The sequence below is a fragment of the Fodinicola feengrottensis genome (assembly GCF_039530045.1).
Taxonomy (GTDB): Bacteria; Actinomycetota; Actinomycetes; order Mycobacteriales; family HKI-0501; genus Fodinicola; species Fodinicola feengrottensis.
Genome location: NZ_BAAANY010000005.1, coordinates 153,002 through 174,083, shown reverse-complemented (window position 1 = coordinate 174,083; position 21,082 = coordinate 153,002). Strand labels below are relative to the sequence as shown.

At 67.2% G+C, this 21,082-nt stretch carries 18 protein-coding genes, 1 other RNA gene and 1 pseudogene; 14 read left to right on the top strand and 6 right to left on the bottom strand.

The window, feature by feature from the left end; all coding sequences use genetic code 11:
• The first annotated feature begins 47 nt into the window (after positions 1-47).
• Genes ABD301_RS06995 through ABD301_RS06980 form a run of 4 tightly spaced genes read left to right on the top strand, consistent with a single transcriptional unit; the run spans position 48 to position 3,042 of the window.
• Positions 48-872 (top strand): Nif3-like dinuclear metal center hexameric protein, encoded by an 825-nt coding sequence (locus tag ABD301_RS06995; protein WP_163570198.1) that lies wholly within the window; start codon positions 48-50, stop codon positions 870-872.
• A gap of 15 nt (positions 873-887) precedes the next feature.
• The gene (locus ABD301_RS06990) at positions 888-1,625 is read left to right on the top strand and encodes a zinc ribbon domain-containing protein (protein ID WP_163570199.1); all 738 of its coding nucleotides are present in this window, start codon (positions 888-890) and stop codon (positions 1,623-1,625) included.
• Positions 1,622-2,521 (top strand): reverse transcriptase-like protein, encoded by a 900-nt coding sequence (locus tag ABD301_RS06985; RefSeq protein WP_390624159.1) that lies wholly within the window; start codon positions 1,622-1,624, stop codon positions 2,519-2,521. The genes ABD301_RS06990 and ABD301_RS06985 overlap by 4 nt, the downstream gene beginning before the upstream one ends.
• A complete protein-coding gene (locus tag ABD301_RS06980; RefSeq protein ID WP_163570204.1) occupies positions 2,518-3,042 on the top strand; it encodes a GNAT family N-acetyltransferase in 525 nt (174 codons plus the stop codon). Before ABD301_RS06985 ends, ABD301_RS06980 begins: the two co-directional genes overlap by 4 nt.
• A gap of 27 nt (positions 3,043-3,069) precedes the next feature.
• Here ABD301_RS06980 and ABD301_RS42315 read toward each other — a convergent pair whose 3' ends face one another.
• A complete protein-coding gene (locus tag ABD301_RS42315) occupies positions 3,070-3,561 on the bottom strand; it encodes a universal stress protein (RefSeq protein WP_163570206.1) in 492 nt (163 codons plus the stop codon).
• A 5-nt stretch (positions 3,562-3,566) separates the two neighbouring features.
• Positions 3,567-4,823 carry an ArsB/NhaD family transporter gene (locus ABD301_RS06970; RefSeq protein ID WP_344308214.1) on the bottom strand — a complete coding sequence of 419 codons (1,257 nt, stop codon included), beginning with the start codon at positions 4,821-4,823 and terminating at the stop codon, positions 3,567-3,569.
• Between the two features lie 144 nt (positions 4,824-4,967).
• Here ABD301_RS06970 and ABD301_RS06965 point away from each other — a divergent pair, with 144 nt between their 5' ends.
• From ABD301_RS06965 to ABD301_RS06950, 4 genes are all read left to right on the top strand, one after another.
• Positions 4,968-5,192: a DUF3311 domain-containing protein gene (locus ABD301_RS06965; protein WP_163570291.1), complete on the top strand. Its 225-nt coding sequence runs from the start codon at positions 4,968-4,970 to the stop codon at positions 5,190-5,192.
• A gap of 1 nt (position 5,193) precedes the next feature.
• Positions 5,194-6,822 carry a monocarboxylate uptake permease MctP gene (gene mctP, locus ABD301_RS06960; RefSeq protein ID WP_344308212.1) on the top strand — a complete coding sequence of 543 codons (1,629 nt, stop codon included), beginning with the start codon at positions 5,194-5,196 and terminating at the stop codon, positions 6,820-6,822.
• 32 nt (positions 6,823-6,854) lie between these two features.
• Positions 6,855-7,264, top strand: an RNA gene (gene rnpB, locus ABD301_RS06955) — RNase P RNA component class A.
• Between the two features lie 16 nt (positions 7,265-7,280).
• On the top strand, positions 7,281-7,868 hold the full coding sequence (locus ABD301_RS06950) for a hypothetical protein (protein WP_344308210.1): 588 nt from the start codon (positions 7,281-7,283) through the stop codon (positions 7,866-7,868).
• Positions 7,869-7,918: 50 nt separating this feature from the next.
• Here ABD301_RS06950 and ABD301_RS06945 read toward each other — a convergent pair whose 3' ends face one another.
• A complete protein-coding gene (locus ABD301_RS06945; protein ID WP_344308208.1) occupies positions 7,919-10,531 on the bottom strand; it encodes a GH92 family glycosyl hydrolase in 2,613 nt (870 codons plus the stop codon).
• A 307-nt stretch (positions 10,532-10,838) separates the two neighbouring features.
• Between ABD301_RS06945 and ABD301_RS06940 the strand changes: the two genes are divergently transcribed.
• Together ABD301_RS06940 and ABD301_RS06935 are read left to right on the top strand one after the other, a co-directional pair.
• The gene (locus ABD301_RS06940; protein ID WP_344308206.1) at positions 10,839-11,582 is read left to right on the top strand and encodes an SRPBCC family protein; all 744 of its coding nucleotides are present in this window, start codon (positions 10,839-10,841) and stop codon (positions 11,580-11,582) included.
• A 31-nt stretch (positions 11,583-11,613) separates the two neighbouring features.
• Complete coding sequence (locus ABD301_RS06935) at positions 11,614-12,411, top strand: alpha/beta fold hydrolase (RefSeq protein ID WP_344308204.1); 798 nt, start codon at positions 11,614-11,616, stop codon at positions 12,409-12,411.
• On the opposite strand, the gene ABD301_RS06930 is transcribed toward ABD301_RS06935, so the two are convergent.
• From ABD301_RS06930 to ABD301_RS06920, 3 genes and pseudogenes are all read right to left on the bottom strand, one after another.
• Positions 12,403-12,903: a hypothetical protein gene (locus ABD301_RS06930; RefSeq protein WP_344308202.1), complete on the bottom strand. Its 501-nt coding sequence runs from the start codon at positions 12,901-12,903 to the stop codon at positions 12,403-12,405. The genes ABD301_RS06935 and ABD301_RS06930 overlap by 9 nt on opposite strands.
• A gap of 282 nt (positions 12,904-13,185) precedes the next feature.
• A pseudogene (locus ABD301_RS06925) lies at positions 13,186-14,169 on the bottom strand (P1 family peptidase); the annotation flags it as partial.
• A 348-nt stretch (positions 14,170-14,517) separates the two neighbouring features.
• A complete protein-coding gene (locus tag ABD301_RS06920; RefSeq protein WP_163570212.1) occupies positions 14,518-15,972 on the bottom strand; it encodes an FAD-dependent monooxygenase in 1,455 nt (484 codons plus the stop codon).
• 108 nt (positions 15,973-16,080) lie between these two features.
• Between ABD301_RS06920 and ABD301_RS06915 the strand changes: the two genes are divergently transcribed.
• The 4 genes from ABD301_RS06915 (at position 16,081) to fgd (ending at position 21,031) form a co-directional block, all read left to right on the top strand.
• Entirely contained in the window at positions 16,081-16,641 is a 561-nt protein-coding gene (locus tag ABD301_RS06915) for a TetR/AcrR family transcriptional regulator (protein WP_344308200.1), read from the top strand.
• Complete coding sequence (locus ABD301_RS06910; protein WP_344308198.1) at positions 16,638-17,393, top strand: helical backbone metal receptor; 756 nt, start codon at positions 16,638-16,640, stop codon at positions 17,391-17,393. The genes ABD301_RS06915 and ABD301_RS06910 overlap by 4 nt, the downstream gene beginning before the upstream one ends.
• A gap of 9 nt (positions 17,394-17,402) precedes the next feature.
• Entirely contained in the window at positions 17,403-19,799 is a 2,397-nt protein-coding gene (locus ABD301_RS06905; protein WP_344308196.1) for a xanthine dehydrogenase family protein molybdopterin-binding subunit, read from the top strand.
• A 230-nt stretch (positions 19,800-20,029) separates the two neighbouring features.
• The gene (gene fgd / locus ABD301_RS06900) at positions 20,030-21,031 is read left to right on the top strand and encodes a glucose-6-phosphate dehydrogenase (coenzyme-F420) (RefSeq protein WP_344308194.1); all 1,002 of its coding nucleotides are present in this window, start codon (positions 20,030-20,032) and stop codon (positions 21,029-21,031) included.
• Positions 21,032-21,082: the final 51 nt, after the last annotated feature.

Genomic DNA, 21,082 nt, shown 5'->3' with positions numbered 1-21,082 from the left:
ATCGCGGCCGTTGACGACGTTGGAAAGACCGCCCTTAGGCTGCTCACGTGAGAGTCGCTGACGTCGTCGACACCGTGCACGGGTGGTATCCACCGGAGACCGCCGAGTCCTGGGACGCGGTTGGGCTGTCCTGCGGCGACCCGGACGCGAGGGTCCACCGGATCCTGCTGGTCGTGGACCCGGTCGCCGAGACCATCGCGGAGGCGAAGGAGAACGGCGTCCAGCTGATGATCAGCCACCATCCGCTGCTGCTGCGGGGAGTCCATTCGGTGGCCGCGTCCACCCCGAAGGGCAGCCTGGTGCACCGGCTGATCTCGGACCGGATCGCGCTGCTCACCGCGCACACCAACGCCGATGTGGCCAACCCGGGCGTGTCCGACGCGCTGGCTGCTCGGTTCGAGCTGCGGGACACCCGCCCGCTGGTAGCGGCCGCGGTCGGTGGCCACGGCCGGGTGGGGGATCTGCCGGCGCCGCTGCCATTGCGGGATTTTGCCCAGCTGGCCGCCAAAGTGTTGCCGGCGAGCGCGGTGGGCGTACGAGCCGCTGGTGATCCGGACCGGCTGATCCGGCGGGTAGCCGTCTGCGGTGGTGCCGGTGACAGCTTCCTGGCCGATGCCACGGCAGCTGGGGTCGATGCGTACGTCACCGCCGACCTCCGTCATCACCCGGTCTCCGAGCACCTCGCGGCGGGCGGGCCGGCGCTGCTGGACGTGGGGCACTGGTCGAGTGAGCGGCCGTGGCTGGATCAGTTGGCCGCCCGGTTATCGGCCACCTTCGGCGCGCGCGTCGGTGGCTCCGGCGATGCCGCTACGGTGAAGGTCCTTGTATCGGACCGGGTCACTGACCCCTGGACCGTGCACGCTCGACGATAAGGAGCCGCCACCGCTGTGAAGGCTGACCCCGCCGCCCAACGCCGGCTTCTGGACCTGCAGGCGATCGACACCGCGCTCGGCCAGCTGGCGCACCGCCGTGGCGCGCTGCCGGAGCTGGCAGAAATCGCCGACGGTACGAAGCAGTTGACCGGCCTGTCCGACGCGGTAGCCGCCGCGCGCGCTGACGTCGACGACCTTGGCCGGGACGTACGCCGGCTGGAGATGGATGTCGAGCAGGTACGCAACCGCGCCACCAAGGACCAGCAGCGGATGCAGGCCGGCGGCCTGCCATCCAAGGAGCTGGAGCGGCTACAGCACGAGGTCGACTCGCTGGCCCGCCGGGCGTCTTCGCTGGAGGACGACGAGCTGGAGCTGATGGAGAAGCGCGAGGAGGCCGAGACCGTGCTGGCCGCGGCGGAGTCGGCCAAGGCGGCGGTGGACACCACGGTGGTGGCCGCGACCGAGCGGCGGGACGCGGCGTTCGTCGAGATCGACGCGGAGACCGACAAACGGGGTGCCGAGCGCGCGGCAATCGTCCCGAACATGCCCGATGACCTGCTCAAACTGTACGAGCGAATCCGGTCGACCAGCGGTATCGGCGCCGCGCTACTGCGGGCTCGGCGCTGTGAGGGCTGCCGGCTGGAGCTGGCCGGCTCCGACTACGCGGCGATCAAGAAGGCCTCACCGGACGAGGTGATCCGGCACGAGGAATGCGGCCGGATCCTCGTCAGGACGGACATGTCAGGCCTGTGAGCGACAGCGAGGAGATCACCGCTGTCGTCGTGGAGGCCGATGGCGGATCGCGGGGGAACCCGGGAGTCGCCGGTTACGGCGCCCTGGTCCGAGACGCGCGTACGGGCGACCTGCTCGCCGAGCGCGCCGAGGGCGTCGGTTTCGCCACCAACAACGTCGCCGAATACTCCGGTCTGGTCGCCGGCCTGACCGCCGCCCGCGATCTCGGCGCCCGCCGGGTCGCGGTCCGGATGGACTCCAAACTGGTCGTCGAGCAGATGTCCGGACGTTGGAAGATCAAGCACCCGGACATGGTGCCGCTGGCAGCGAAGGCCAAAGAGGTCGCTCGCGCCTTCGACAAGGTCACGTACGAATGGATCCCGCGGGCCCAGAACTCCGCCGCCGACGCCCTGGCGAATTCGGCCATGGACGGCATACCGGTCCATCGCGACCTCACCGGCGAGGCACCGATGGCCACAAGTGGTCAGGTCGCTACCACCCTGCTCCTGGTCACTGTCGACGCCGCCGCGGACGTACCTCACGACCTGGCCAAATACCTCGCCGGTCGGGGTGCTGCAGAGGCCGTTCTGACCGCTGGTCAGCCGACTGTGGCCAACGCCGCTCAGGTGCTCGCCGACGCCCTCCGGGCGCCGGTCGAGACCGAGCCTGACCTGCTCGAGGCTGGCCGTACGGACGCCCTTCTGGCCCGTTTTAAGGCCCGTGGCGGCACCTTTGTGGTCCTTGCGGATCGCGAGCGGGTGGCGGATATCCTTCGAGTTGGGTGGGAAGCACCGCCCCGGATGATCGAGCGGTTGAGCCTGGACGTCTGGGGAGTGACGGAAGTGGAGTTCAACGGCTCACCAGGCTCGGTCTGCGTACGAACGGTCAATGACACCTCAGCGGCGAGGGCGGTATGACGGCGACTCCGATCCTGCCCAGCGGCGTGCTCCCGGTCGCCACCGCCATCGACCTGGTCCAGGTCACCGCGGCCGAGACCGCCCAGGTTCAGGCCGTGTTCGACGCTTCCGAAGACTTCGCGATGCTGGTCGACGGCTTCCCGGCCCCACCCGACGAGGCCGAGAAACTCCTCGCCAAGGTCCCGCCCGGCAGCGACCCGGGCGACAAAGCGGTCATGCTGGTACGCCTGGGCACCGCCAACATCGGTGTCCTCGACGTCGTACGAGACTGGCCCCAACGCCGTACGTGGATGATCGGCCTGCTGGTCCTGGTGCCGGCCGCCCGCAGCCGCGGCGTCGGCGCACGGGTGCTCGCGACCGTCGACCGCTGGGCCATCGAGTCAGGCGCTGAGAAACTGCGGATCGCGGTCGCGCCAGCGAACATTCGCGGCCTCCGGTTCTGGCGCCGGCACGGATTCAGCCCGGTCGACGTGAGCCGTTCTGGCCCGCACCGACTCGAACGACCAGTCATCGGATTCTGAGAAAGCCGACCGCTAGAGAACGCAGTCCTAACGCCGAGGGGGATGGGGTGGCTTGGGTGGGATGGAGCCCAGATCGGGAGCTTCCTCGGGCCAGATAAGCATCACTGAGCAGGGCGCATGGTCCACTACGAAACGGGTCGCATGCCCCAAGCTCCGTGGCCCCAGCCGCGACCGGTCTCCGTCTCGTGCCACCACCAACAAGTCGGCATCGGCGGCAGTGGCCACCACGACACGCTCAACTGCGCCGGCGAGGTGCTCAACCCGGCAGTCGAATCCGAGCCGTTCGACGGCGGCGCTGAGCACGGCGTCTCCAGTCGCCGCGGACGCTGCTCGTACGACATCGCCGGGATCGTGACCGGGGCGGTGGCGCCCTAGAAGCCCGCTGAAGGCGCCATGCGTTGCTTCTGAGACATCGGAAGCCTGGACGTAGAGAAGCGTGACGTCGGGGGAGTTGGTCGTACGGACGGCGTCGACGCAGGCTTCCCAGGTGTTGTCGGTGAGCCAGGCCAGTACGCGCATGGCGGTCAGCCTCCCAGGCCGGTCAACTGGAGCGAAAGCCAGAGCGCGCACACACCGGCGACCAGCGCGGTGGGCACGGTCAGGGCGCCGAGGCGGAGGAACTCGCCCATTGCCGGGCCTGCCTCTCGCGCGCGCAGGATGCGGCGCCATAAGAGCGTCGCCAGCGACCCGACGTAGGTCAGGTTCGGGCCGACGTTGACGCCGAGCAGCACCGCGAGCAGCAGACCGGGATGACCGGCGGCCACCGGGATCAGGAGCAGGGCGGCCGGGAGGTTGTTGACCAGGTTCGCCAGTACGGCCGCGACCGCGGCGGCGAGGAGCAGCGCGACCAGGCTGTCGCCGGACGGGAAGACCGCCGCCAGCAGCGCGCCGAGACCGTGCCGACTGACCGCCGCTACCACGATGCCCAGGGCCAGTACGAACAGGCAGAACAGTGGATTCGCCTCAAGGATCGCTTTCCAGACCGTACGTACCGGCGGCTCGGTACGCACGAACAGCCGCCGGACCAGGAGCACGACAGCCCCGGCCCCAGCGACGATGGCCGGGTCGACGCCGAGCGGACCCGCGGTCGCGAAACCGAGCAGACAGCCACCCAGGACCACGATCGCGAAGACCGGCGGCCGGCCGACCGGTTGCTGGGTGGCCCGGGCCGGGGAGCTCAGGTCGGTGTCGAAGAACCGCCGGAAGACCGCGTATTCGACGCCGATCACGACCAGCCAGGGCAGCGCCATAAGGACCGCGAAGGCGGCGAAGGACAGGCCGCTGGTGCGGTACGCGAGCAGGTTGGTCAGGTTCGAGACGGGCAGCAGCAGCGACGCGGAGTTGGCGAGGTGCGTGCAGGCGTACACATGCGGCTTCGGTCTAGCCCGCATCAGGGTGGCGGTGGAGAAGACCACCGGCGTGAGCAGGACGACCGTGGCATCCAGGCTGAGGACGGCGGTGGTCAGCGCGGCGACGCCGAAGACGACGGCCAGCAGCCGTTGCGGACGGCCAGCGGCGATCCGCGACATGGCGGCGCCGGCCCACCGAAAGATGCCTTCGGTGTCGCTGAGATGGGCCAGCAGAAGGATGGCCACGAGGAAACCGACGGTGGGCGCGAGCCGCAGCGTCTCGGTCCAGGCCGCGGTCGCCGGGAGCAGGCCCGCGAGCACCGCGACCGCCGCTGCCGGAACCGCGACCGCTGCCTCCGGGACCCGCCGGGGTGCCGCGATCGCTACCGCGAGGGTCGCCACGAGCAGCAAGATCGACACCGTGGCTGACACGGCCTGAACCGTACGCGACTCACTACGTAAAGATTCGCTGAGCCAGTTGGTGTGAAGTGCTTCGCATTGTCGGTCCGGGGTATTAGGTTCTCACCCGCGCCGGTTTCGGCGTGTTGGCGTAAGAGGGAGGTCGCGGTGCCCGATATGCAGGGAAAGCCGGATCAGGATCCGGTGGTCAGGGACCCTGGCCGCCTCTGGAACCTCTTGTTGTTGATCCCGATCGTGCTCCCGCTGTGTCCGTTCCTGTTCAACACCAAGGATCCGGAGCTGTTCGGGTTCCCCTTCTTCTACTGGTTCCAGCTGCTCCTGCTGCCCGTCCTGGTGATCGTCACCGTCGCGGTCTACCACCTGACGAAGCGGAGGAGTTGAGATGCCACAGCTCGCTGATCACTGGGTGCAGCTGACGATCGTCATCGTGCTGTTCGTGCTGGTGTCCGGGATGGGCTTCGTGGCCGCTCGGTGGCGGCGGGTCGGCAGCCTGGACCACCTCGACGAGTGGGGGCTGGGCGGTCGCAGCTTCGGCCCCTGGATCACCTGGTTCCTGCTCGGCGGCGACCTCTACACCGCCTACACGTTCGTCGCCGTTCCCGCGCTGCTGTACGCGAGCGGCGCCCTCGGCTTCTACGCGATCCCGTACACGATCATCGCATTCCCGCTGGTCATGCTGCCGCTGTGCCGGATGTGGTCGGTCAGCCACACGCACGGTTTTGTGACGCCGGCGGACTTCGTACGAGCCAGGTTCGGCTCGTCCACGCTGGCCCTGCTGGTGGCGATCACCGGCATCGTGGCCACCATGCCATATATCGCGCTTCAGCTGGTCGGCATCGAGGCGGTGCTGACCGCGATGGGCGTGCCCGGGCAGATTCCGCTGATCGTGGCGTTCCTGATCCTCGCCCTCTACACGTACAGCTCCGGCCTGCGCGCGCCGGCGCTGATCGCCTTCGTCAAGGACGCCCTGGTCTACCTGGTGATCATCGTCGCGGTGATCGTCATTCCGGTGAAACTGGGCGGCTGGGACATGGTGTTCGGCGGCGCCGAGAAGGCGCTGGCGACGATCAACCCGCTCACCCACGCGGCCAAGGGCAGCCTGTTGCTGAACGGCAACAACCAGTTGCAGTACGTGACATGGGCGCTCGGTTCGGCGTTGGCGTTGTTCCTCTACCCGCACTCGTTGACCGGTGTACTGGCCTCCAACAGCCGCAAGACGATCAAGCGGAACATGGCCGCCCTGCCGGCGTACAGCCTGGTCCTGGCGTTGATCGCGTTGCTGGGCTTCATGGCGCTCGCGGCCGGCATCAAGCCGATCAAGGGCGACAGCACGACGATCGTGCCGGTGCTGTTCGACAAGATGTTCCCGAGCTGGTTCACCGGCATCGCGTTCGCCGCGGTGGCGATCGGCGCGCTGGTGCCGGCGGCGATCATGTCGATCGGCGCGGCCAACCTGTTCACTCGCAACATCTACAAGGAGTTCTTCCGCCGGGACGCCTCGTCTAAGGAACAGGCGCAGGTCAGCAAGCTGGCCTCGCTGGTGGTCAAGATCGGCGCGGTCGGCTTCATCCTGATCCTGAACACCCAGTTCGCGATCGACCTGCAGCTGATCGGCGGCATCATCATCCTGCAGACGCTGCCGTCGGTGGCGTTGGGCCTCTACACCCGGTGGTTCCACCGTTGGGGCCTGGTCGCCGGCTGGGTGGCCGGCATGCTGGTCGGCCTGGTGATGCTTTATCAGATCCCGAACCCGGCCACCGGGCACCTGCACTTCGGCGGCTCGGCGTACAGCCTGGCCAACTTCGGGCTGCACAGCAAGGTGCAGATCTACGTCGGCTTCTTCGCCGTCGTGGTGAACATCCTGGTCGGCGTCATCGCGACCTTCATCTGCAAGGCCCTGAAGGCGCCGGACGGCGTCGACGCGACCAAGCCACGCGACTATGAGGTCGAGGCCGGCGACTTGGGCGTACGCGACGTGCCGGGGCTGGTGGAGGGCGTCAAGGCCACCTAACTAGTGGGCGACTAGGATTGCTGGTGGACGGACGAGTTGGTCGGGCGGCCGCGGCGGTGCGCACCTGCGCACGGTCGAGGAAGGTCCGGGCTCCTCAGGGCAGGGTGGTTGTTAACGGCAACCCGGGGTGACTCGCGGGACAGTGCCACAGAAAACAGACCGCCGGCGCGGGATTTCCCGCGCCGGTAAGGGTGAAACGGTGGTGTAAGAGACCACCAGCGCCCCGGGTGACCGGGACGGCTTGGTAAACCCCACCCGGAGCAAGGTCAAGAGGGCGTCGCGACATGGGCGCTTGCGCAGGCGTTGAGGGCGGCCCGTCCGAGCCTGCGGGTAGACCGCTAGAGCCTGCCGGCGACGGCAGGTCGAGATGGATGGTCGCCGGCCGGGGCAGTGCCGCGAGGCGCCCCGGCCACAGAACCCGGCCTACGCACCAACTCGTCCGTCCCTCCAGGAGGACCGTGACTGTCTACTGGATCGGCGGCGGCAGCGGCGCCGGGAAGTCGACCATCGCTCGCCGGCTGGCCGGTGAGTATGGCCTCGGGCATTACGCGACCGATGACGCGATGGCCGATCACGCCAGTCGCTGTGGTGACTGTCCGTACGTGGCTGAGTTCCTCGCCATGGACATGGACGAGCGATGGCTGAACCGCTCGCCGCAGGTCATGCTGGACACGTTCCACTGGTTCCGTGGTGAGGGTTTCGAGTTGATCGTCCAAGAGCTGTCGACCGAGGTGATCGTGGAGGGTTTTCGGCTGTTGCCGCGACTGGTGAAGCCGCACTTGGATGAGCGTACGCACGCCGTCTGGCTTCTCCCGACACCACATTTCCGGCGCCAGGCATTCCACAGCAGGGGATCGTTGTGGGAGATCGCCGGCAGAACCAGTGATCCCGAGAAGGCCCTGAGCAATCTGTTGGAGCGGGACGCGATGTTTACCGAACGCTTGCGCGAAGAGACCAAAGAGCTTGGGTTGAATGCCATCGAGGTGGACGGCTCGATGAGCGAAAATGACCTGACCGCCGCGGTCGCGGCGATTTTCGGCTTGTAGAAAAGGTGTTCGGGGACAGTTTCGCTGCCCCCGAACACCCTGTGAGCTAGCTAGCTGGGCAGCGTCCAGGTTTGCGCGCCGGTGCCGTTGCAGTCGTAGATCTGCAGCCGGGTGCCGTCCGCGGTGGCGGAGTTGGGTACGTCCAGGCAGCGCCCCGAATTCGGGTTGCGCAGCGCGCCGTTGGACTGGTGTTGCCAGACCTGGGCGTTGCTGCGGTTGCATTCCCAGAGTTGTACGAGCGCGCCGTTGCCGGTGCCACTGTTGGAAATGTCGAGGCACTTACCCAACGCGCCGATGCTGTTGTCAGAGCGCAGGGTCCAGTTCTGCGAGGTCGAGGCGTTGCAGGTGTAGAGCTGCACGGCGGTGCCGTTCGCGGTCCCGCCGTTGGCCACGTCCACGCATTTGCTCGCGAGGCCCTTGATCGGCCCAGTCGCACCATTTTGCACGGTGTAGTCGAACGACGGCGGTGCGTCGGCGGCGGCCGTACCCCAGGTGGTGTTCGGGGTCGCGCCCATGGTGAAGTCGAGATTTCCGCCGGAGGCGACGAAAGCCTCGCTGAGCCACGGCTTCGTGGAAGCCTGCCCGTTGACGTTCAGCGACTGGACGTATTTGACGCTTTCGGAGGCGTTCGGGGCGGTGATGGTGATCGTCGCGCCGTTGCCGCGGGTGATGGTGATCTGGCTGAAAAGCGGGCTGGCCAGCACCAGTTCCGAGCGGCCCGGGATTTCCGGATACATGCCCAGCGACGCCCACACGGCCCACGACGACATCTGCCCGAGGTCGTCGTTGCCGACCTCGCCGTCCGGGGTGGGCTTGTAGATCGTAGTCACCGCGCGCCGGACCACGTCCTGCGTCTTGTACGGCGCACCCGCGAAGGCGTAGGCCCACGGCGTTTCCGAGGTCGGCTCATTGCCCAGGTACGCGTTCGGCTTGTCCGGTCCCGCGTTGAGGTCCGAGAAGAAGCTGTCCAACCTGGGCAGCACGGCCGAGTTTCCGCCCATACCGGCGAAAAGTCCCTGGTAGTTGAACGGGACCATCCAGGTGTACTGAGCGCCGTTGCCCTCCACGTACGACGTGCCGGAGCTGGGGTTGAAGGAAATCCAGCTACCGTCGCTGTTGCGCGGTTGGAGGTAGTTGTCATGCAGCAGGTTTCGCCAGCCCTGCGAGCGCAGCAGGTAGTTGTTGGCCACCGAGGTGTTGCCCAACCGGCCGGCGAGCTGGGAAATCGCGAAGTCGCTTGAGTAGTATTCCAGGCTGCTGGCCGTCGAGCCCCAGACGCCGTTCACGCCTTCGGGGATGTAGCCCTGCGCGTTGTATTGTGCGTAGCCGGGCCGCTGGGAGCCGTTCGCGGTGCCGGCGACCGCCTTGCCGAGCAGGTCGGAGGCGTTGAATCCGGTGCCACCAAAGGCATACATGTTCGCCGCGATGGTCGGCAGCGGGTCGCCGTTCATCACGCCGGTGCCGCCGTTCGCGAGCGTCCACCGGTCCAGATAGCCGGCCTGCGCGGCCTGGTCGTCGATGGTTTGCCCAATGTCAGAGGCGATTCCGGGATCCAGGAAGGCGATCAGCTGCACCTGTGACCGGTAGACGTCCCAGCCGGAGAAGGTGGCGTATTCGGTGTGGCCCGAGGCGGTCGTGTGGATCGCTTTGTCGAAGCCAATATACTGCCCGTTCACGTCGGAGAAGGTCTCCGGAAACAGCAGCGAGTGATAAAGCGCGGTGTAGAACGTGGTCGTCTGCGCGGCCGTACCGCCGGCCACCGAGATCCGCCCCAGCAGCGCGTTCCAGTCCGCGCGGGTGCCGTCCCGGACCTGCTCGAACGTCTTGCTGCCCTGCTCGGTGGACAGGTTCGTCTGCGCGTTCGCGATGCTGACGAACGAAATTCCCACCCGCGCGGTCACCGTACGACCGCTTGAGGTGTCGAAATGCAGGATGGGCTGGGTCTGGGTCGGCTTGTCGACGCCAGTGATCGTGTGGTCGAAGGTGGCGGTGAAATACACCCGGTATTTGTTGCCGGCGCCGCAGAAACCGCCGCCGTCCTCATAACCGGTGATGCTGTTCGTGCCGATGGTGTAGGCACCCATCGCGTTGTTGAATGCCTTCGCCACGTCGATGAGCAGCGAGGCGGTGTCGGTGCCCGGGTAAGTGAAACGGGCGACGCCGGCACGCTTACTCACCGCGAGTTCGGTCTTGAGGCCGTTGTCGAAGGTCACGCCGTACGCTCCCGGCGCGATTTTCTCGTTGGCGTGCGAGAACGTGTACGACGACACCAGGCCGGTGCCCAGCGTCGGCATGAACGGGATGTTGCCGTAGTCGCCGCAGCCGGCGCCGGAGATGTGCGTCAGGCTGAAGCCGCGGATTCTGTTGTCGTCGTACGAATAGCCGCCGTGCTGGTAGGTGACCGTGTCGGGGCTCCACTGCAACATGCCGAAAGGCGCGTCCGCGCCTGGAAAGGTGTTCCCGGCGCCGCCACCGTTGCCGAAGTCGGTGGCGCCCGGCTTGCTGCCGACATATGCGTTCACGTACTGCGCTGGGTCACTGACCGTGGTCGCCGTTTTCGCGGGTGCGGCGCTGGCCGGGGCGACGGCCGGCGCCATCGCCATGGTGGCGGCCAAGGCGCTGACCAAACAGGCGACGAGGCCGGATCGGGGTCTTAACGGCATGAGGGATCCTCCGGGCTGGGGTCGGGGAGCGCAGGCACGCTATCAACCAAATGCCGCTTCGGTAAGCAGAAATCCTGGTATGTGCCAAGACAGGCCAAAGTCTGGCGGCTTTCGAGGGTAATTATCCAAAATTCGGCGGAAACCGCGCGAGCGATCCTCGAGAATCCCTCTGCAGACAAACTTTCTTGTCTTGACGGTTGACCTTGTCTACGGTTAGCTATGTGGCGAGGGTGGATCCGCTGGTCGCAGCGTCGACCACAGCTGAGACGCTGTCGGTGACCGGAGTTCGAGACAAGGGAGTGCTGAGATGGGCCGCGAGTTCGAGACGGTCAGTGAGCAGGAGGTCGCCCCGACCCCCGAGCAGATCTGGGCGGCGATCGCCACCGGCCCGGGCATCAACTCGTGGTTCATGGGTCGTACGGACGTGCTGGCCGGTGCGGGCGGTGTGATACGAACGGCCTTCGGTGCGTACGCGCCGGAGTCGACCGTCACCGGCTGGGAGCCGAACCAGCGGCTCGCGCACCGCACCGAGACCGCGCAGGACGGCCGGTTCGTCGCGTACGAATTCCTGCTCGAGGGTCGCGAGCAGGGCAGCACCGTCGTCCGGATGGTCGCCAGCGGCTTCCTGCCCGGCGACGACTGGGCGGACGAGTACGAGGCGATGACTCGGGGCTTGCGGCTGTTCTTTCGGACGCTGGTGGAATATGTCACCCACTTCGCGGGTCGCGCAGCCATCCCGGTCACTGCTTTCGGTCCACCGGTGGAAAACTGGGACGCGGTCTGGCCAATGCTGGGCCAAGCGCTCGGCCTGGACCGGGCCGCCGTCAGCGGAGACCAGGTGCGGGTTCCAGTGCCGGATCATGGACTCGTCGACGGTGTCGTCTATTTCGTCAATCCGGACACGGTCGGCATCCGTACGGACGACGCCCTCTACCGCTTCATGCGCGGCTTCCGTGGACCACTGGTCGCCGCCCATCACGTTTTCGCCGACATCGATCCGATGCGCGCCGAGCAGGCTTGGCGGACCTGGCTGACGGAGGTCGTGTCATGAGCCATTCTCGCTTGGCCGAAAGGAAAATCCCATGAGCATGGTCACTTCCGCCGACGGCACCCCGATTGGGTTCTCGCGAACCGGCAGCGGTCCTGGGCTGATCCTGGTCGACGGCGCGCTGTGCTATCGGGAGTTCGGGCCGACCCCGAAAATCGCGGAGCAACTGGCGTCCGATTTCACCGTCTACACGTATGACCGGCGGGGCCGCGGCGAGAGCGGTAACCACGGCCCGTACGAGGTGCGCCGGGAGATCGAAGATATTGCCGCCCTGGTCAGGGAAATCGGCGACTCGGCGTACTTGTTCGGCCAGTCGTCCGGGGCGGTGCTCGCGCTGGAAGCCGCGAACAGCGGTCTCCCGATCAGCAAACTTGCCCTCTACGAGCCGCCTTTCATCGTCGACACCAGCCGCCGACCGGTGCCGGACGACTTCGACGAGCAACTCCGTATGATGATCGACGCTGGCCGCCCCGGTGACGCGGTCAAGGCGTTCATGCGCATCGTCGACACCCCAGCGTTTTTCGTCGCGATCATGCCCGTCATGCGGTCCGTGTGGTCGAAACTGCAGGCTGTCGCGCACACTTTGCCGTATGACATCACCGTCATGCATCCGAACCAAAGCTGCCGGCCGCTGCCCGAATCCCGGTGGGATTCGCTGACCATCCGCACTTTGGTGATGGATGGCGGGAAAAGTCCCGGATGGATGCGTACGGGCGTGAAATCTCTCGCCGATCTGCTGCCGGACGCGCTATATCGGACGTTGCCTGGTCAGACCCACCTGGTGAAACCTGGAGTGCTTGTTCCGGCGCTGGCGGATTTCCTCTCAGCCTAGAACCGGCTGTACGTGCACGGTCCCGCTGAACCACAGGCACTGCAGTTTCCGTGTGTCGATTTTCGTGCAGCCGGCCGGCGGGGTGCCCCACTCGTGGTTCGGCGGCAGCACCATCACGGCCCGATGGGCCATCCGGTAATCCCCGCCACAGGTCGACGAACAGACATAGTTCCCTTTGGACTCCACCGAAAGACATGGCTGCGAGCCAGCGCACTGACCCAACACTCCGGTGCGGACGACGGAACCGTTGAGATAGACCAACGCCGTCTCCTGCAGAGAGGTCATCGGCTCGCCGTGCAACCCGCGCGTACACACCATCGTCGCGTCGTAGTTGGAAGTCGTGCTGGTCAAGGTCGTCCCGGTGTACGACGCGCTGACGTGCCCGTTGATGTTGCCGTTGCAGGTCAACGGGGGAGGCGGAGCGGCGCTGGCCGGTGCTCCCGACACAGCCCACAGGACAGCAGTGGCGGCTAACGCCCACATTCGTTGCATGTGGGCACTATACGGGACAAAAGCGACTTACAGTCGGCCTCGGCGAGGGCCAATTCGGGCCGAGATGAGCAGCAGGGCGAGCAGGATGCCGACACCGGCGATGCCGATGCTGATCCAGGCGACCGCGCGGTTCGAGGAGGCGCTGGCGACCGGCGGGAGGCTGCCGGGTGGTGCCGGCGCGGCCGTGGTGCCGGCCGACGGGGACGCCGAGGCGCTCGCCGGGGCGGTCGCGACGACCGGCCCGGCGGCCCGACCGTACTCGCCGGTGGGGACGTTCGCGCAGGCAGATGGGTATTTGTCGCAGTAGCTGACGATCGACTTCGCGGAGGTCGCGGCGAGCATGGCGTGCGCGATGGCCCGGGTCAGCGTGCTCGCGGCGGCCGCGTACAAGCCGTCGAGGCGGTCGGTGGCGGTCGGGTCGGACGGCGAAAGCTTGTTGCCGGTGCCAGTGGACAGTGCGAAGACCGTGTCACCGTCGACCAGGCTGTGCGACGGGTTGACCGCGCGCGCCATGCCGTCCTGGCCGGCGCCCGCCATTCGGGCCGCGCCGGCCTTGTCCAGCGGCGCGCTGGTCGCGATGACCGCGATGGTGGTGTTCAGCGACTGACCGCCGGCGGACTGAGGATGGCACTGCGCAGCGGTTGGCGTACGCAGGTCGCCGAACTCGCTGGGCAGGCCTTCTTTTACACCGTAGAGCGAACAATCAGCGGGGTCCACAGTGGACCCGGCGGCGTTGACGATGACGATCGCGCCGACCACGTCGCCGTTCGCGAGCTTCACGCTGGCCGTACCGAGACCGCCCTTCAGGCCACCGGCCCGGGCGCCGGTGCCGCCGCCGACGGTCCCGGAAAGCACCGGGCCGGTGGTCGAGGTGGTGATCGCGCGGGTCCCGAAGTCGGCTGTCGGCCGGGCCCCGAAACCGCCGCCGCGGCCGAGGTCGAAGATCACCGCTCCCGGCACGATCGGCACCACCTGCTCCGCCGACGGGCCGACTGCGACGCCTTCGTGATGCTGTTCCAGCCAGCTCATCACGCCACCGGCCGCGTCCAGCCCGTACGCGCTGCCGCCGGTCAGCAGCACCGCGTTGACAGAGGGATTGGAGTTGAGGGGGCTGAGCAGGTCGGTCTCCCGAGTGCCCGGCGCCCCGCCACGCTGGTCGACCCCGCCGACCGCGCCATGGACGGCGTGCACCACGGTCGTACCGGTCAGGTAGTCGCCGTCGGTGCGCTGGTACGACCCGACCGCGATGCCACTGACATCGGTGATCGAGTTCGTCGGACCGGGCTGCTCACCGGCGGTCGCGTCGCTGGGCTGCGCACTGGCCGACGGCCGTACGGACGGACCCGCCGACGTGGACGGCGATGGTGACGTGGATGGGCTGGGCGACGGCGCGGCAGCCGCCGGCATACTGACGGCGACCAAGCAGAGGCCAGCCAACGCCGCCGCGGCCCAGCGCTGCGGAGTCGGCGCCATCGGATCCTCCCGGGGGTTGCTGCGGTTCCCCCTGATCATGTCAAAACGGGCCAGCCGTACCGGCGCCGCACCGCCGAGGCATCCCGCAGTTTCAACCGGTGAGTAGGCACTCGCGGCCAAAACGGGCGGGCGGCACCCGAACTAGGAGTGAGCACCGCTCAGCTGGGAGGCGGTGCCGCACCAGGATTCGAGGGCGGCGGTGAGGCCGCGAGCGTCGATGCCGGCCCAGGCTACGTAACCATCCGGGCGGACCAGGATGTACGGGCGGGGTGCGCGTACTGGCACGGCTGTCACCACTCGATCGGCCCATTCGGCGGCGACATCTGAGTCACCGGGTGTGAGCAGCACGAACTTGCCCTCACCCAGCGTCCGGTAGAGCCGCCGGTCGGAGCCGGTCACGGCCAGGTCCGGCACTCGGTGGCCGACCAGCCGGTCCGCGCCGCGCGCCGCCGCGTAGTGCACGCCGATCGCCGAAACAGTCTGTGCCACCTGGTTCCTGATCGCCGGCACAAGCCCGATCACGGTTCCCAACGCTCGGCGCAGGAGCCGCTGCGGGACGGTCGTCGACCTCGCCAACCGCAGCAGCAGGCCGCTGGTCCGCAGCACTGCGCGGCCGACCGGGTGCCGTTCGGATTCGTACGTGTCCAAGAGGCCGTCCGGCGCCCAGCCATGGACAGCCGCGGCGAGCTTCCAGCTCAGGTTGGCGGCGTCTTGAAGACCGGTGTTCATGCCCTGCCCACCGGCCGGCGAGTGGACGTGTGCCGCGTCGCCAGCCAGGAACACCCGGCCGATCCGGTAGTGCGGGACCTGTCGTTCGTCACTGTGGAAGCGTGACAGGAACCGCGGGTCGTGCATACCGTAGTCGGTGCCGTGCGTCTGCTTGGTCACCGCGGCCACCTCGGCCAGGTCGACCGGCGCGCTGTCCGGCACCTGGTTGTGCTTGTTCCAGGCCATCACCCGATACCAGCCGTCCCCGAACGGCGCGATGAAAACGAACCCGTTCGCGTTGCCGTTGACGGCCAGCAGCGCGGCTGGTTGCTCGGTCAGCCGTACGTCCGCGAGCATCATCGACCGCACCGCCGAGCGGCCGGGGAAGGGCAGCCCGAGGGCCTGCCGAATGGTGCTCTGGACGCCGTCCGTGCCGACCAGGTAGCGGCTCCGGTACGTTTCGCCGGACCGTACGTCCACCTCGACGCCGTCCGCGTCCTGCCGGAGTGCGACGACCTCGGCGCCGCGGACCAGCTGTGCGCCGGCCGCGACCGCCCGCCGCAGCAGCACGTGCTCGACGTTGTATTGGGCGGTGACCAGCAAGTACGGGAAGCGTGCCGGCAGCTGGTCGAGATGGACTTCAGTGCGTCCGAAGAGCTGCAACGCGGAGAGCTTCTGGCCCATGCCGATCAGCTCGTCGGCGACACCGCGGGCGTCGAGCACCTCGAGGGTGCGCGCATGCACCGCGAAAGCCCGGCTGAGGTTCGACTCGGTGTCGCGGCGTTCCAGGATGGTCGTACGCACCCCGGCGGCCGCGAGGTCGCCGGCGAGCAGCAGGCCGGCCGGGCCGGCGCCGACGATCAGGACATCTGTGCTGGTGGAAGGCATTTTGTTCCTCCTCGTCAAGGTTGCCAACAATTGTTGGCCAACGACTGTTGACAACAGTAGATGGAGATTCGCGTGCATGTCAACACTTGTTGGCCTACAGTCGTTGACATGACCTCACCCAGTGGGACCCGGCGGTCCGATGGCACCCGGGCAGCGATCCTCGCGGCCGCCCGGCAGCGGTTCTCCGAGGACGGGTACGAGCGCGCCACCATCCGCGCGATCGCCGCCGACGCCGACATCGATCCGTCGATGGTGATGCGGTACTACGGCAACAAGGAGAAGCTTTTCGCCGCCGCGGCCGAGTTCAACCTCGAGCTGACCGGTCTGGAGGACGGCCCGTTGGACGAGATGGGCGCCAGACTGGCCAGTCACGTCATCCGGCTCTGGGACGGCGACGAGACGCTGATGGCGCTGTTGCGCGCGGCTGTCACGAATGACCCGGTGGCCGAAACGGCGCGCAGGATTTTCGCCACCCAGCTGGGTCCGGTGCTCAGGTCGGTCTGCCCGAACGAGGAGGAGGCGGCGAAACGGGCCGGGTTGATTTCCTCGCAGGTGCTCGGCTTGGTGTTGACCCGCTATATCCTCAAATTCCCGCCGGTCGTCGCGCTCACCAAAGAAGAGGTCGTGCACTGGCTCGGCCCGACCCTGCAGCGTTACCTGACCGGATGAAAGACGATCTGGGCGAGGAAGTCACGCTCGCCGGCCGGCCGCGGCGGATCGTGTCGCTGGTGCCGTCCCTGACCCAGAGCGTCGCGGTGACCGGTCGCGATTTGCTGGTCGGAGCGACGGATTTTTGTACGCACCCAACGGATCTGGCGGTCGCGCGGGTCGGCGGCAGCAAATATCCCCGGGTGGCCGACGTGCTCGCGTGCGAGCCCGATCTCGTGCTGGCCGACATGGATGAGAACCGCAAGGACGATGTGCTCATGCTGCGCAACGCTGGTGTGCCGGTCTGGGTGGTGAACCCGCGTACGGTCCCGCAGGCTTTGGTGTCGTTAGGCCGAATGCTGCGGATGTGCGGTCTCGGCAAGCCGGCGTGGCTGACCGACGCTGAAACCGTGTGGGCCTCGCTGCCGGAAAAGACGGAGACGGTACGCGTCGCGATCCCGGTCTGGCGACGGCCGTGGGTGCTGCTGGGCGGTGCGACGTTCTCCAGCGATCTCCTGGCGCGGCTGGGATATGTCAACGTCTTCAGCGGCGAGCGGTTTCCGAGGCCGAAGCTGGCGGAGATCCAGACATCGGGCGCGGAACTGGTGATCCTGCCCAACGAACCGTACGAGTTCACCGCCGAGGACGGCCCAGAGGCCTTTCCGGACACCGATTGTGCGCTGGTGGATGGCAGGTTCCTGACCTGGTACGGCCCGACGCTGGCCACCGCGCCGCAGGTTTTGGGTGCGCAGTTGAACCGTCGAATGACATAGGGTCGTGGTATGCCTGGATCGATTCTTGGGAATGCTGTCGTACGCGTCGAGGACCCTGATCTGATCCAGGGGCGAGCGACGTATATCGACAACCTGCGCATCGACGGACTGCTGCACCTGGCGTTCGTACGATCGCCGTTCCCGCACGCCACGATCACCCGGATTGACACCTCCGACGCGGTTGCCGCGCCTGGGGTGGTCGCCGTTTTTGTCGCCAAGGACCTGGGAATCCCGGCCCATGACACGTTCCTGCCGGTCAACGCGGCGTGCAAGCGGCCGCCGCTGGCGCTGGACAAGGTCAGGTTCGTCGGGGACATGGTCGCGGTGGTGGTGGCCGAGACCAAGGCGGCGGCCGTCGACGCGGTCGAGTTGGTCGACGTCGACTACGACCCGCTGCCGTCGGTGACCGATCCTGAGCTCGCGCTGGCTCCCGACGCGCCGCTGCAGTTCCAGGAGTTGGGGTCGAACATCGCCGCTGGAGAACGGGAAGCCGACGACACGGACGTACTCGCTGACGCCGAGGTTGTCGTACGCGCGCGAATCGACAACCAGCGGATGGCGGTGGTGCCGATGGAGGGCAACGCGATCGCGGTCATTCCGGCCGGTGGAGCGCCAGCTGAGGGAACCGAGGTGGCCGGCGAATTCGAGACGACCATCTATGTCTCGACCCAGATGCCGCACGCTTTTCAGTCACTGGTAACAGGAGTATTCCCCGACATGCCGGCAGATCGGGTGCGGGTGATCGCGCCGCATGTCGGTGGCGGTTTTGGCGGCAAGGCAGGTTTGGTCGCCGAGCACAGTGTCACGATCGCGGCCGCCCGCAAGATCGGCCGGCCGGTGAAATGGATCGAGACGCGGTCGGAGAACCTGATCGCGATGCCGCACGGGCGCGCTCAGGTGCAGTACGTCGAGATGGGGCTCAAGCGGGACGGCATCATTACCGGTCTGCGCTGCCGGATGATCGGCGACACCGGTGCGTACGCGGGTTTCGGTGGTGTGCTGCCGATGCAGACGACGTATGCGATGGCTCAGGGCGTCTACAAAATTCCCAAGATTTCCTATTCAGCCGCTGCCGTACTGACCAATACGACGACAGTTGGCGCTTTCCGCGGTGCTGGCAGACCGGAAGCGGCTGCTTTCCTTGAGCGGATCATGGACATCGCCGCCGCCGAGTTGGACATCGACCCGGTTGAGCTGCGTCGGCACAATCTCCTGGAGGGAGATATCTTCCCGTACAGGACAGTGGTCGGTACGACGTACGACTCCGGAGATTATGCGGCTCCGCTGGAAAAACTGCTGGAGCTGGCGGACTATCCGGCGTTGCGGGCCGAGCAGGCGAAGCGGCGGGCGAATGGGGACGTACGTCAGCTGGGCCTTGGCCTTGGTGTGTATGTCGAGGTCACCAGCGGTGGTGGCGGGCAGGAATACGGCGCTGTCACCGTGCATGACGACGGCTCGGCGACCATCGCGGTGGGCACGTCCGGGCACGGGCAGGGGCACCCGACTTCGTTCTCGATGCTGGTGTCGGACGCGCTCGGCATCCCGATGGACCAGATCACGTTCGTACAGTCGGACACCGCTTTGGTGCCACGCGGCGGCGGCACCGGCGGCTCGCGATCGCTGCAGGTGGGCGGAAACGCGGTGAACCTGGCCGCTGGAGCGGTGCTGCGGCGGGCGCGGGATCTGGCGGCGAATCTGCTGGAGGCGAATGTCGACGACGTGATGCTGGCCGAAGGCGGTGGACTGGGCGTTCGGGGCGTACCCACCGCCACGGTGAGCTGGTCGGAGCTGGCCGTGGCGGCCCAGGCCGACGGCGGACCGCTGGAAGCGGCGTTGGATTTCCAGCAGGCGGACGGAACTTTCCCGTTCGGAGCCCATCTTTCGGTGGTCGAGGTGGACACCGAAACCGGCTTCGTCAAGCCGCTCCGGCACCTCGCGGTCGACGACTGCGGGCGGATCCTGAACCCGCTTATCGTGCAGGGACAACAGCACGGCGGGATGGCGCAGGGCATCGCGCAGGCGCTCTGGGAGCAGTTCGTCTACGACGAGGACGGCAACCCGCAGACCGGCACGCTGGTCGACTACACGATTCCGACCGCGGCCGACCTGCCGCCGTTGCAGACCGCCAACACCGAAACCCCGACGCCGCTGAATCCGTTGGGCGCCAAGGGAATCGGCGAGTCCGCCACGATCGGGTCGACGCCGGCCGTACAGAACGCGGTGGTCGACGCGCTGGCCCATCTGGGCGTCCGGCACATCGACATGCCGTGCACCCCGCAACGGGTCTGGTCGGCGATCTCGGCCGCGCGGTCGGGCACGCTGCCCGCCCTCTGGCGGGAGCCACCGGCCGCGCTGGCGGACCTGCCGGTGCGTACGAGCCGAGCCTCCGGTGGCGAAGCGATCTAGTGTCCTGGGTCCGAAGTTCGTTGCTTTATTCGGTGATCCAGACGGTGGCCTGAGTGCGCCGGAGGATCGTCCTCATACTGGTGGTATGTGGGCGATTCTCCGGTGCTCTCAGTCGCCGTCTGGGCGCCGGAGAAAGTAGCGAACTTCGGGCGCAGGACACTAGATCCGGTATGTGTTGGGCGTGGTCCGGTGTTGGGACTGAGACAGGTAAGACGAGACAGGGAGCATTCGTGGGGCTGAAAGTTGGCTACAAGGCGTCGGCGGAGCAGTTCGGGCCGCGTGACCTGGTGGAATATGCCGTACGAGCCGAGGAAGTGGGCCTGGACAGCGTGGTCGTCTCGGACCACTTCCTGCCCTGGCGGCACGAGGGCGGACACGCCCCGTTCGCGCTGACCTGGATGGCGGCGGTGGGGGAGCGTACGAGCCGCGTACAGATCGGCACCAGCGTGCTGACCCCGACCTTCCGCTACAACCCGGCGGTCATCGCACAGGCCTTCGCGACCATGGCGGTCCTTTACAACGACCGGATCATGCTCGGGGTGGGCACTGGTGAGGCGCTGAACGAGATCGCCGTCTCCGGCCGGGAGTGGCCGGAGTTCAAGGAGCGGTTCGCCCGGCTGCGCGAGGCAGTGCAGCTCATTCGTGCGCTGTGGACGCAGGACTCGGTCGACTTCGACGGCGATTACTACAAGCTCGTCAATGCGCAGATCTATGACCGGCCCAAGACGCCCGTACCGGTCTACGTGGCCGCCGGCGGCCCGGTGGTCGCGAAATACGCCGGTCGCGCCGGCGAGGGCATCATCTGCACGTCCGGCAAGGGCATGGAGCTTTACACCGACAAGCTGATGCCGGCCGTCGCCGAGGGCGCGGCCGCCGCCGATCGGGACCCGGCGCAGGTCGACCGGATGATCGAGATCAAGATCTCGTACGACCGCGATCCCGAGGTGGCGTTGGAAAACACCCGCTTCTGGGCGCCGCTATCCCTCACTCCGGAGCAGAAGCACTCGGTTGGCTCCGCACAGGAGATGGAGCGGCTCGCCGACGAGCTTCCGATCGATCAGGTCGCCAAGCGCTGGATCGTCGCGTCCAACCCCGAGGACGCCGTTGCCCAGATCAAGCAGTACGTGGACGCCGGCCTCAACCACCTCGTGATGCACGGCCCCGGCGCTGACCAGAACCGCTTCCTCACCCAGTTCTCCGAGGACGTCCTCCCGCTGCTGCGCGCTCTCTAACCCCAAGCGTGCATGGGGCTGGATTTCCGTCGAGTGCGGGACTTTATCCCG

Coding starts and splice junctions, on each gene's coding strand:
- ABD301_RS42315 (WP_163570206.1), bottom strand. CDS start 3,561: ATGCGCGTACTGGCCTGGCTCACCGACAACACCTGGGAAGCCTGCGTC.
- ABD301_RS06905 (WP_344308196.1), top strand. CDS start 17,403: ATGCCTGGATCGATTCTTGGGAATGCTGTCGTACGCGTCGAGGACCCT.
- ABD301_RS06980 (WP_163570204.1), top strand. CDS start 2,518: ATGACGGCGACTCCGATCCTGCCCAGCGGCGTGCTCCCGGTCGCCACC.
- ABD301_RS06935 (WP_344308204.1), top strand. CDS start 11,614: ATGAGCATGGTCACTTCCGCCGACGGCACCCCGATTGGGTTCTCGCGA.
- ABD301_RS06920 (WP_163570212.1), bottom strand. CDS start 15,972: ATGCCTTCCACCAGCACAGATGTCCTGATCGTCGGCGCCGGCCCGGCC.
- ABD301_RS06945 (WP_344308208.1), bottom strand. CDS start 10,531: ATGCCGTTAAGACCCCGATCCGGCCTCGTCGCCTGTTTGGTCAGCGCC.
- ABD301_RS06940 (WP_344308206.1), top strand. CDS start 10,839: ATGGGCCGCGAGTTCGAGACGGTCAGTGAGCAGGAGGTCGCCCCGACC.
- ABD301_RS06910 (WP_344308198.1), top strand. CDS start 16,638: ATGAAAGACGATCTGGGCGAGGAAGTCACGCTCGCCGGCCGGCCGCGG.
- ABD301_RS06915 (WP_344308200.1), top strand. CDS start 16,081: ATGACCTCACCCAGTGGGACCCGGCGGTCCGATGGCACCCGGGCAGCG.
- ABD301_RS06930 (WP_344308202.1), bottom strand. CDS start 12,903: ATGCAACGAATGTGGGCGTTAGCCGCCACTGCTGTCCTGTGGGCTGTG.
- mctP (WP_344308212.1), top strand. CDS start 5,194: ATGCCACAGCTCGCTGATCACTGGGTGCAGCTGACGATCGTCATCGTG.
- ABD301_RS06965 (WP_163570291.1), top strand. CDS start 4,968: ATGCAGGGAAAGCCGGATCAGGATCCGGTGGTCAGGGACCCTGGCCGC.